Genomic DNA, 10,600 nt, shown 5'->3' with positions numbered 1-10,600 from the left:
GGAACTTAAATTCCTAAGAATATTGGACAATCGCTTATTCAATCGTACATCGCCCATAACTTGATTTTTCACTTCGTCCATGACCCAGTCCTGCATAATTACCCATCCAAATCTGTAGCTCTTACTATGCCAAAACTGTAACTCATTGATTTTTATAATAAAACTGGAAAAACTTGTGTATAAAACTTAGCGCTTGTGTCGGGAGGATTTCATTGAATATGGGGCCGCGCGCTGCTCGGCAAAATGTACAATGGTTTTGGGCTGAATTCCCTCAATGAGTTCAACCAGGGCATCGTAATCGCAAGCCACATTCAGCTCACGGAACCCAATGTTCAGTCCTGTCAGATCCCACCAGCATTGCAGACGAACTGCAAGATTCTCAATAGGGGTTAGCGAAGTCACACCCAATTCATCATCAATGCGTCGCCGTGAGAAATTATCAACAATAGTTACTTCATACCCCTGGCGAGATAAAAACAATGCTGTTGGCCATCCGCAAAATCCGTCCCCACCCAGTACCACTATGCGGGATTTCTCTGTCGTCCGCATATTTCTCTCCCCGTTGGATCAGATGGAAAATTTAATGCCAGATACCCCCGTTGCATGACTTTAAGGATATACAAAACCTGCAGAATTACAGATCGCAAATGCCTGGCCTCAGAAGTGGTGCTGGTTGGCGACTTTATGAACCGTACCAAGATTCCCTTGATTTACGCCACCGCTCCATTGCATGATCCATTCAGACCTCAAGGGAGAGGAGTTCGACCCAGGTGATCAACAACCTGAATAAACGTGTATTGATACTCGGCGGCTACGGAAATTTTGGCGCGCGTATTGCGCAGATGCTGAATTCGGAACCCGATATCCAATTGATTATTGCCGGACGCAACAAGGGGCTGGCAGACCGATGTGCGGAACAGCTCGGCGGCCTCGCTGAGGGATTGCGCCTGGAACGGGACTCCATCAACCTCACCGCACAGTTAAAGGCATTACACCTGGACCTGCTGATCCACTGCGCCGGCCCCTTCCAAAATGAAAGTGATTACCGGGTTGCCAAAGCCTGTATCGAATCCCGCACCCCTTATATCGATATTTCTGATGCGCGCCGCTTTGTGTGCGATTTCCACCGCCTATCTCCCGCTGCAGAGGCCGCAGGGATTGCCATGGTATCCGGCGCCAGCAGCCTGCCCGGCCTGAGCTCTGCCGCCCTTACCGAAATTCAGCGGGAGCTTCCGGTAATCCACACCGTAGATATCGCTATAGCGCCAGCACACCGCATAGAGCGCGGGCTGGCCACAGTGCGCGCTGGTTTCGAATTCCTGGGACACAGTTTCCCGCAACTGCAGGATGGCCACTGGCGCGAGTCCTTCGCTGGTAAGAACCTGCGCCCCGTGACTCTGGCCCACCCCGTGGGCAAGCGCTGGCTGTGCGACTTCGATGTACCAGACTTGGAGCTGTGCCCCAAATATTTCCCCAGTGTGCGCAATGCGCGTTTTGCCACAGGGCTGGAACCTTTCATGCTACAGGCTGGCTTATCCGCCTGTGCCCAACTGGCGCGCCTGCACCTGCCGGCAACCAGCACGCGCCTAGCTAAGCTTGGGCACAAACTCACTCCACGCTGGCCCGGTGGCACTCCCCACGGCGGCATGATTGTGCGCGCAGAAGGAGAAAACCAACACGGCGAAACCGCCACTCGCCAGTGGCAAATTCTCGGACTGAACGGCGACGGCCCCTGGATTCCGGCGGCCCCTGCCGCGGCCATGGCACGTAAGTTCTTTACGAGCAATGCACCAGGGGTGGGAGCTCACGCCTGCTGGCAGCTTCTCAGCTTGGACGACATCCTGATGGAGCTGAACGATTACTCCATTGTCACGGCTATTGAAACGTGTTCCCGGGAGCGCATGCTGGCTCTGAGGAGTCTCTAAGCGGTCTGTTTAACCGCAGATCGTGGCAACATAGCGGCAAAGTATCTGCGAATGATCTAGGTTCAGTATCGGAACTCACTGTAACGACACTGAGCCTCACTTCCTATGATCATCTCCAGTGCCTGGCGTGCCTACGCCAGTAGGAACGGAATCAAGCGCGCGATCATCCCCGTGACTGCCCTGGTTCTAACACCTGTCTTCTTGGTGCTCACCTTCTCCGCAAGCGCTTGGTGGTTAATCGCATTAGCGGCAAGCCTGTTTTTCGTATTTCTGGGCCTCTACGATATATACCAGCGACAATGGACTCTCACCCGAAACTTTCCGGTGGCCGCACGTATCCGCTGGATGTTCCTGAATCTGCGACCCTATTTTCGCGCCTACATTGTTGAAGGCGACGAAGAGGGCAAGCCGTTTAGTTATGAAGCACGCCGGTTAGTCAATGCCCGTGCTGAAGGGGTTTCCGCAATGCATCCATTCGGCACAGAGCAAGATGTCTACTCTGGGGAGCAAATGTGGCTGACACATTCCATAACCCCGGCAAAAAAAGCGGATATTAATGCCCGGATCAAAGTCGGCACTAATCAATGTTCGAAGCCCTACTCCGTGTCCCTTCTGAACATTTCCGCCATGAGTTTCGGCGCCCTATCCGCCTCGGCAATTGAGGCTCTAAATAAAGGGGCTGCAATAGGCGGTTTTTATCATGATACCGGAGAAGGCGGGATCAGCCCCTACCACCGCAAACACGGTGGTGACCTGGTATGGGAATTGGGCTCAGGTTATTTTGGCGCACGTAAAAACGACGGCACTTTCGATCCCGACCTTTTTCGTGAAGCTTGCGATGATCAAGTCAAAATGACGGAAATTAAATTGAGCCAGGGCGCCAAACCTGGCCATGGTGGCGTATTGCCGGGCGCAAAAGTGACCCAGGAAATCGCTTCCACCCGCAAAGTTAAACCGGGGGAAGATTGTGTCTCGCCCCGCGCCCACTCGATGTTTTCCACCCCTATTGAAATGATGCAGTTTGCTGAACAGATGCGTACTCTATCCGGCGGCAAACCGGTAGGCATTAAACTTTGTGTAGGGCACATCCATGAGGTCATGGCAATTATGAAGGCCATGCACGAAACGGGAATACTGCTTGACTTCATCGTAGTGGACGGCTCTGAAGGCGGCACCGGCGCGGCTCCACTTGAACTCTCCAATCATGTGGGCATGCCTCTACTGGAAGGGCTGATTGTTGTACGCAATGCGCTTGTGGGTTCAGGGCTGCGTAACAAAATACGCTTAGCCGCCAGTGGAAAAGTCTATTCCGCATCCGGACTGGCCGAGTGCCTGGCAGTTGGTGCTGATTGGTGTAACGCCGCGCGCCCTTTTATGTTTTCCATCGGCTGTATCCAATCCCAGCGCTGTCATACGGATACCTGCCCCACTGGCGTCACCACCCAGGACCCCAAACGGCAGCGCGGCTTAGTAGTGGATGTACAGAGCAAGCGGGCAGCGGCATTCCATGCAAAAACTCTAGAGGCTCTAGGGGATATCGTCGCGGCAGCCGGCCTAACCGACCCTCGTGACCTGAAGCCCTACCACCTGTATCACAATATCAATGCCGTGGAGACCCTGCCCATCCACCATGTCTGGCACTTTCTTGAGGAAAACTCTTTGATTGATGCGCCGGAAGACACCCCCTATAGACGCTGGTGGCTTGCCGCCCAGGCAGACTCTTTCCAACCGGCGATCCATCTTGAGCATGGGCTCGACAAAGAAATCCGGCGGATTTCAGGTTAGCCAGTTCCCATTGCCGCAACCCATATTTGTGGAGATCACCATGAAGACCGTTTCCGAGGTTATTGTCGACACCCTGGTCAAGGCCGGTGCAAAACGCTGCTATGGCATCGTCGGCGATACCATCAATCATTTTACCTCCGCCGTACGTACTTCAAGTCTTGAGTGGATACACGTGCGACATGAGGAAGTAGGTGCCTTTGCCGCTGGGGGAGAGTCCTACTTGAGCGGCGAGTTGAGTATATGTGCTGGCACCGCGGGTCCTGGTAGCCTGCACTTTATTAACGGCATTTTTGAAAGCCATAGAAATGGAGCGCCGGTATTGCTGGTCGCCACCTGCATTGATCGCGCCGAGCAGGGGCTTGGCTATCCGCAAGATGTCGATCAAAGAAAACTCTACGAGCAGTGTTCTGTTTTTTGCGAGGTGCTGGCAGACCCCAACCAGGCTCGTCGCATTTTCAGCCAAGCTGCACAGACCGCCCTCAACCATCGAGGCGTGGCAGTTGTGGTCGTCAGTGGCGATATGTTTAAAACCAAAGTGAAAGATTCAGTCCCCTGGTCTGTACATCGCCCCCAGTGGCTGACGCGTCCTTCAGATCAGGAACTGGATGCGCTGGCAGAAAAAATCAACCAGGCAAAGAACATCACTATTTACGGCGGTATCGGCTGCCGCAACGCCCATGAAGCTGTGGTAAAACTCGGCCAGCATCTGGCTGCTCCGATAGTACACACCACCAAATCCAAGGAGTTCCTGGAATACGACAACCCATACAATGTGGGTATGAACGGTATCCTCGGAAATCCTGCTGGCTATCGTGCAGTCCAAACCTGCGACCTATTGCTATGCCTGGGCAATGACTTTGCTTATACCCAGTTCTACCCGGAAAAAGCCACCATTATCCAAGTGGATATCGAACCTTCGCACCTGGGTCGACGTACGCCGGTAGATATGGGGCTGGTTGGCGACGTGAATACCACCATTGAAGCCCTGATGCCAAAGTTAAAATCACGCACGGATAAAAACTTTCTCGATGATCTATGCGAGCGCTACCAAAAAGACCTGGAGCAAATGCAGGGTCGCGGCCATGAACCCGACCCCAAGCTGATTCACCCCCAGTTTGTGGCACAGACACTCGACAAGCTGGCAGACGAGGACACCGCATTTACCGCGGATGGTGGCTCTCCCATGGTGTGGCTGCTGCGCCAGTTGCGCGCCAACGGCAAGCGATCATTCCTCACCAGCCTGTCTCACGGCACCATGGCTAACGCCTATCCGCAGGCACTGGGCATGGCCAAAGCCAACCCCGGCCGTCAGGTGATTGCCATGTGCGGTGACGGCGGCATGACCATGTTGATGGGGGATCTACTTACCCTGGTCCAGGAAAAAATACCGCTCAAGCTACTGGTTTTTAATAACCACTCCCTGGGTTTTGTGGAAATGGAACAGCGCATCGAGGGATTACTGGACAGTTTCACTGGCCTAAAAAATCCCGACTTTAGCCGTATGGCGGAAGTGATCGGCATCACTGGCGAAACCGTTAAAGAAGCCGGTGAATTGGAGGCCGCTATGAAACGCTGGCTGGCGGTGAAGGGCCCCGCCCTGCTCGACGTAACCGTAAACCGGCTGGAATTGGTGATGCCACCGGAAGTCACTGCCCAACAGGTATCCTCAACTGCCCTGTTTGGGCTCAAAGCCATTCTCAATGGGCGTGCCGATGAAGTGGTCGACTTGCTAAAAGATAACTTCCTGAAGTAGGCCGGCGTTATCGCGATGCTCTGTCTGCGGGAAAAAACTCTATTTTTCACCCCACCGCAGTTTTGGGTAAGTGCCTAAGGGGCAGGAAGCCATGCACAAACTTGGAGAAAAAGTCCCCAACTCTCTGCTGGCACTTCTCGCCAGTGGAGAAATCGTCAGCAACAGCGCTCCTGGGCGCGTAGCGGCACGTCTCGAGGAGGAGCTGGCACTTCGCCGCATTGACTTAATCACCACTGTCTCCAGTGACGATGCCAGCGCCATGCTGCGGGCCAACCCCGCAATCCAGTGCCTGCTGTTGAACTGGGAGCTACCCGGTGACGGCGACTACCCCGCTCTGGACGTGTTGGAACAACTGCGTGCGCGCAACCTCCAATTGCCGGTCTTTTTACTCGCCGACCGCGAGACAGTTGGCAATATGCCGCGCCGTGCACTGGAACTGGCCAACGATTTTATCTGGATGCTGGAAGATACTCCCACCTTTATCAGCGGGCGCATCCAAGGAGCCATCGAGCGCTATCGCCACGCAGTATTGCCGCCGATGTTTTCCGCCCTCACTCATTTTGCCCGCGTGCATGAGTATTCCTGGCACACACCGGGCCATACCGGTGGCACCGCCTTTTTAAAATCTCCCGCCGGCCGCGCCTTCTACGATTTCTTCGGCGAAAATATGCTGCGCTCGGATCTGTCTATCTCCGTAACCGAGCTGGGATCGCTGCTTGATCACACAGGGCCTATCGCTGCGGGCGAACACTACGCAGCCCAGGTTTTCGGTGCAGACCGCACCTACTATGTCACCAACGGTTCCTCCACTTCCAACCGAGTGATAGTGATGGCTTCCGTTACCCGCGGGCAACTGGCACTGTGTGATCGCAATTGCCACAAGTCGATTGAACATGCGATCACCATGTCCGGTGCCGTTCCGGCCTACCTGGTGCCACTGCGCAATCACTACGGCCTGATTGGCCCAATACCGCCTGAGCAATTGACCAAAGGAGCGGTAGACCAGGCTATCCAAGAGAATCCCCTTTCAAAAATGGCAGATAGCCAGCGGGCGGTTCATGCAGTGATTACCAATTCCACCTATGACGGCCTCTGTTATAACGTGCGTAGGGTGGAAGAGTTGCTGGGAGAGTCGGTGGACCGCCTGCATTTTGACGAGGCTTGGTACGCATATGCGCGGTTCAATCCGATATACCGGGATCGGTTTGCCATGTACGACAGCGACGATCCGCAGCCCAACCTGAAACCCACCAAGTTCGCCACCCAATCCACGCACAAACTACTTGCCGCGCTTTCCCAGGCTTCCATGATACATATTCGCGATGGGCGCAGTCCTATCGAGCACGGGCGCTTTAATGAGGCGTTTATGCTGCACGCCTCAACATCTCCGCTCTATTCCATTATGGCCTCCAACGACGTCAGTGCCGCCATGATGGATGGCCCTGGCGGCACTGCCTTAACCGGTGAATCTATTGCCGAAGCCGTGGCTTTCCGCCAGGTACTGGCGCGTCTAAAGAGGGAGTATGAAGACAAAGGCGAGTGGTTTTTTGATGGCTGGCAACCGGATCGGGTAACCGATCCCAGTAGCGGACACAATTATGCATTTCACGCGGCTCCCGCTGAATTGCTGTGCAAAGAAGCTGCCTGCTGGCTGCTAGATCCAGGTGAGTCCTGGCACGGGTTCGGCAATCTGGAAAAAAACTATTGCATGCTAGACCCGATCAAGGTTTCCATCACCACTCCCGGCATGCAGCGCAATGGTGAGCTGGATAAATGGGGCATACCGGCCAGCATTATCAGTAAATATCTTGATAATCTAGGGATCATCGTAGAGAAAACTACAGACTTCACCATCCTGTTCCTGTTTTCTGTCGGCATTACCAAAGGCAAGTGGGGCACTTTGGTTAACGCCCTACTCGCTTTTAAACGGGATTACGACGCAAACCATCCCCTCAGCCAATGCCTGCCAAACCTGCTAAAAAAATATCCAACCTATGGCGATATTGGCCTTCGCGATCTGGCCCAAAAAATGTTTGCCGGCATGAAAAAGCTGCGCAGCACCTCAACAATGTCAGCGGGTTTTTCCGCCCTACCCGGTGCAGACTGCAGCCCCGTCCAGGCCTATGAAGCTTTGGTACGCGGGGATGTGGAAATGCTGCCACTGAATCAGCTGGCCGGGCGTACGGTGGCAACTGGTGTAACTCCCTATCCGCCCGGTATTCCCCTGCTGATGCCAGGTGAAAATTTTGGCACTGCGGATAGCCCTGCCCTGCAATACCTGCAGGTACTGGAATCCTTTGATCGCGAGTTTCCCGGTTTCGGCCACGACAATCACGGCGTGGAAGTCCGTAATGGGCGCTACCATATCTACGCCCTGCGTAGGGAGGTGGAGCCATAACCCAGCCCGCCAGTGATCAGAATAAAATCAGCCTGCTACCAGCCACACTGATGGTGGCAGGCAATATGATGGGCTCCGGGGTTTTTATGCTACCAGCCAATTTGGCAGTAGTGGGCAGCATATCCCTGATAGGCTGGCTGGTAACTGTTGTCGGCGCTGTAGCCCTGGCATTGGTTTTTGCACGCCTCGCCGCTTTACATCCGGCCGCTGGCGGCCCTTATGCGTATGCACGCAAAGCCTTCGGTGACTATATCGGTTACCAGACCAACCTGGTTTACTGGTTGGCAAATGTTATTGGCAATGTTGCCCTGATAACTGCCGGGCTGGGCTATATCACCCATTTCTTCCCCCCCCTCAAAGACCCCCTTACTTTTGCCCTGGCCCAGGTAGCACTAATTTGGCTGCTCACTTACGCCAATATACTGGGACCGCGTACTGTAGGGCGAATCCAGTCCCTAACCACCAGCCTGGTACTAATCCCGATCCTGGGCACAGCCATTTTTGGCTGGTTCTGGTTTGATAGCCAGATCTTTAGTTCAAGCTGGAACGTGTCCGGCAAGAGCAATGTCAGCGCAGTAATGACCACTCTCACCTTCACCCTGTGGGCCTTTATCGGTGTTGAAACTGCCTCCGTATCTGCTGCTGTCGTTAAAAATCCTGCTCGAAATGTGCCTATCGCAACGGTGGGTGGCGTACTGATTGCATCGGTGGCTTATGTGTTGAGTTCATCAGTCATTATGGGAATGGTCCCCAATCAAGAACTGCTGACCTCCTCCGCGCCGTTTGCGGACGCTGCCCGTCTGGCACTGGGCAACACCGCGGCAAATATAGTTGCGATATGTGCAGCTATTGGCTGTATCGGTTCTCTTGGCGGTTGGATTCTCCTGGTGGGGCAATCTGCTAAAGCCGCATCCGACGATGGACTGTTTGCCAGCATTTTTGCAAAAACCAACAATAAGGGCATGCCTTCTGCGGGCCTCACACTGGTAGCAATACTAATGTCACTGCTGGTGCTCATTACTATTTCTCCCAGCGCCAGTCAGCAGTTTGGCAAGATCGCGTCAGTGGCTGTGATTATGACGCTATTGCCCTATATCTATTCTGCGGTGGCACTTAAGATTCTCGCATACGGCAAAATGCCACAGCGTGAATACAGCCTATTCACCATTATCTTGCTTATCGCCGCCGTCTATTGCTTGATCGCGTTAGTTGGATCAAACGCCCAGCAAACACGTTGGTCTTTAATTTTTGTCATTACTACCGTAATTTTTTATGCTCTGATTTTAAATCGCCGGCGCAGTGTGGAAGAAAAGCACTTGCTACCCGGCGGTCCCGAACCCACATGGGTACACTACTTTACCCTTGCCATCACCATTGGTGTGCTGTGCATTTTTTTCTGGATGTCGGTTGGGCAACACAAAAATCTAGAACTGCGTCTGCGGGCACCGCAACCCATAGAGCGACTGATTCATTCAGAACATAAAATGAGCGAAAGCTCTTACCTCAGAGAAAAACCTGCTGGATAATCTTTGCCGTCTTATCCGCTATGCCAGGCGAAATAGACTCTCTGTTCCCGGCTATATTCAAAATTTCTGGCTTCACAGAATTTATAAAACCACGGATCTCTGCAATGCAATCTCGCGATGGATTCACTAAAATATAAGGCTTGCCCAAATTTTGGCAGTAATTTAGAGTGAGGGCGGTTCCATCACTATTAGGTAGCGTCGCGAGAATCAGAGTTGCATCAGAATTCTCAACATTCTGCCTGGTGCGCTCCCTATACTTTGCCGAATGACTTTCTACCAGCCCATAAGATTTCAGCATCTCCGGTCGAGCACCCTCTTCCGTCAAATAACCCAATGGCGCCCAGCCCCCGGTAGAAATTCCCACACGCCTGGCGCCATCCAACCCACCAATATCAGCGCCCGTCTGCCCGCCACTGATAATTTTTTCCGGCCAATACATCAATTTACCCTTCCTCCGGACTTGGGTGTCTATAAATGATTCCATGAATGACGGTTAACATACTGTGCATGTGAAGCCGAACCGAGTCAACTGATGCCAGTCCAAATTGATTATCTTGTTACCACACATTTATTCGCTTGTAGCCAAGCGTGCAGCGAGCCCCAGAAAAACAACACCCAAAAAACCATCAACGTGATGGCCTATTTTAAAATTACTGCCAATAAATGAGCCCAACTTACTAAACCAAAATGAAAGAGTAATATTAATTACCAGCGCTATAATACTAAGCAGTGCCCCTAAAATAAAAAACTGTGTCGTTAAATCATAATCATCATTGACAAACTGTGGAAGAAACAAACTAAAAAATAGCAAAGCCTTCGGATTCATTATATTGTTTAGAAAGCCTCGGCTAACCATTTGTATTGGACTTAGAGAAATATCTTCACTAGAAATGACTTTATTAACTCTGGTTTTCAACCACGACCTTAGCAGATTAACTCCTAACCAAGATAAATACAGGGCGCCGATGGCCTTTATTACGATTACTATAGGTGGTATCGCTTGCAATACCTGCCCTAACCCGAAAGTATTAACCCGGCGGACAAATAGTTCAGTTATGCTGCGTACCTAATTGATTCGTGTCGGAAGTAGGCTGCTACACGCGCGGGCTTCTTTTGTAACATTCTCATGTGAGAAAGCACTTTCCTTTTTAGCTTCTCCTTGGATCGGGCTGGCATGCCACTGTGAACGCCCCCTTTAAGGTCGCAATTCAAA

9 protein-coding genes are annotated in these 10,600 nt (G+C 52.6%); 5 read left to right on the top strand and 4 right to left on the bottom strand.

Features of this window, described 5'->3' with window-relative positions; genetic code table 11:
• Window positions 1-96 (bottom strand): transposase DNA-binding-containing protein (locus ACCI49_RS25155; RefSeq protein WP_503629704.1); only part of this gene is annotated, 96 nt, incomplete at its 3' end.
• Between the two features lie 90 nt (window positions 97-186).
• Window positions 187-549 carry an NAD-dependent epimerase/dehydratase family protein gene (locus ACCI49_RS22015; protein WP_371841383.1) on the bottom strand — a complete coding sequence of 121 codons (363 nt, stop codon included), beginning with the start codon at window positions 547-549 and terminating at the stop codon, window positions 187-189.
• A 221-nt stretch (window positions 550-770) separates the two neighbouring features.
• Here ACCI49_RS22015 and ACCI49_RS22010 point away from each other — a divergent pair, with 221 nt between their 5' ends.
• The 5 genes from ACCI49_RS22010 to adiC all read left to right on the top strand — a co-directional run bounded on the left by ACCI49_RS22010 (window position 771) and on the right by adiC (window position 9,387).
• Window positions 771-1,925, top strand: coding sequence for a saccharopine dehydrogenase family protein (locus ACCI49_RS22010; RefSeq protein ID WP_371841382.1), 1,155 nt, complete (start codon window positions 771-773; stop codon window positions 1,923-1,925).
• A gap of 105 nt (window positions 1,926-2,030) precedes the next feature.
• Complete coding sequence (locus ACCI49_RS22005) at window positions 2,031-3,710, top strand: FMN-binding glutamate synthase family protein (protein ID WP_371841381.1); 1,680 nt, start codon at window positions 2,031-2,033, stop codon at window positions 3,708-3,710.
• Window positions 3,711-3,750: 40 nt separating this feature from the next.
• Window positions 3,751-5,463, top strand: a complete 1,713-nt coding sequence (locus tag ACCI49_RS22000; RefSeq protein WP_371841380.1) for a thiamine pyrophosphate-dependent enzyme — start codon at window positions 3,751-3,753, stop codon at window positions 5,461-5,463.
• Window positions 5,464-5,554: 91 nt separating this feature from the next.
• Window positions 5,555-7,861, top strand: coding sequence for an Orn/Lys/Arg family decarboxylase (locus ACCI49_RS21995; RefSeq protein ID WP_371841379.1), 2,307 nt, complete (start codon window positions 5,555-5,557; stop codon window positions 7,859-7,861).
• Window positions 7,858-9,387, top strand: coding sequence for an arginine/agmatine antiporter (gene adiC, locus ACCI49_RS21990; protein WP_371841385.1), 1,530 nt, complete (start codon window positions 7,858-7,860; stop codon window positions 9,385-9,387). Before ACCI49_RS21995 ends, adiC begins: the two co-directional genes overlap by 4 nt.
• On the opposite strand, the gene ACCI49_RS21985 is transcribed toward adiC, so the two are convergent.
• Both ACCI49_RS21985 and ACCI49_RS21980 read right to left on the bottom strand, forming a co-directional pair.
• Window positions 9,365-9,826, bottom strand: coding sequence for a YpsA SLOG family protein (locus ACCI49_RS21985; RefSeq protein WP_371841378.1), 462 nt, complete (start codon window positions 9,824-9,826; stop codon window positions 9,365-9,367). The two genes, adiC and ACCI49_RS21985, sit on opposite strands and share 23 nt — an antisense overlap.
• A gap of 129 nt (window positions 9,827-9,955) precedes the next feature.
• Window positions 9,956-10,444 carry a LysE family translocator gene (locus ACCI49_RS21980; protein WP_371841384.1) on the bottom strand — a complete coding sequence of 163 codons (489 nt, stop codon included), beginning with the start codon at window positions 10,442-10,444 and terminating at the stop codon, window positions 9,956-9,958.
• Between the last annotated feature and the right edge of the window lie 156 nt (window positions 10,445-10,600).

The organism is Microbulbifer epialgicus (genome assembly GCF_041447265.1).
Taxonomy (GTDB): domain Bacteria; phylum Pseudomonadota; class Gammaproteobacteria; order Pseudomonadales; family Cellvibrionaceae; genus Microbulbifer; species Microbulbifer epialgicus.
This window is presented reverse-complemented; position numbering and strand designations above follow the sequence as displayed.

What these genes read in the sequence shown, in the direction of transcription:
- ACCI49_RS22015 (WP_371841383.1), bottom strand. Translation starts at nt 549, where the DNA reads ATGCGGACGACAGAGAAATCCCGCATAGTGGTACTGGGTGGGGACGGA.
- ACCI49_RS22005 (WP_371841381.1), top strand. Translation starts at nt 2,031, where the DNA reads ATGATCATCTCCAGTGCCTGGCGTGCCTACGCCAGTAGGAACGGAATC.
- ACCI49_RS22000 (WP_371841380.1), top strand. Translation starts at nt 3,751, where the DNA reads ATGAAGACCGTTTCCGAGGTTATTGTCGACACCCTGGTCAAGGCCGGT.
- ACCI49_RS21995 (WP_371841379.1), top strand. Translation starts at nt 5,555, where the DNA reads ATGCACAAACTTGGAGAAAAAGTCCCCAACTCTCTGCTGGCACTTCTC.
- ACCI49_RS21985 (WP_371841378.1), bottom strand. Translation starts at nt 9,826, where the DNA reads ATGTATTGGCCGGAAAAAATTATCAGTGGCGGGCAGACGGGCGCTGAT.